The organism is Streptomyces sp. SID13726 (genome assembly GCF_010548375.1).
Classification (GTDB): Bacteria; Actinomycetota; Actinomycetes; order Streptomycetales; family Streptomycetaceae; genus Streptomyces.
On the sequence record NZ_JAAGLY010000582.1, the window covers coordinates 1 to 418 of the forward strand.

The 418-nt window shown below is 69.4% G+C and carries 1 protein-coding gene; it reads left to right on the forward strand.

Going from position 1 to position 418, the window contains the following annotated elements:
• Positions 1-47: 47 nt before the first annotated feature.
• Positions 48-281, forward strand: coding sequence for an ATP synthase F0 subunit C (locus G3I78_RS49235; protein WP_343244045.1), 234 nt, complete (start codon positions 48-50; stop codon positions 279-281).
• The last annotated feature ends 137 nt before the right edge of the window (positions 282-418 follow it).

Sequence of the window (418 nt, forward strand, 5' to 3'; positions counted from 1 at the left end):
CGCGACGCCCGGTCATCCGGTCGGGCGCCCAACGGAAGGAACGAGCAATCGTGGACGTCACCACTCTCGCTGAGGTCACCGGCAACATCGGCACCGTCGGTTACGGCCTCGCCGCCATCGGCCCGGGCATCGGCCTCGGCATCCTCATCGGCAAGACCATCGAGGGCATGGCCCGCCAGCCCGAGGTCGCCGGGCAGCTCCGCGCGACGATGTTCATCGGTGTCGCGTTCGTCGAGGTGCTCGCGCTGCTGGGTCTCGTCGCCGGCTTCATCATCCAGTGATGACGGCGCTGGCTGACGCCGCGCTCACCGTCGCGGCGGAGACGGGCGAGGAGCACGCGGGCATCGAGCTCTTCCTGCCCGCCGGGTACGACCTGCTCTGGTCGACCGTGATCATGGTCGTCCTCGCGATCGCGTTC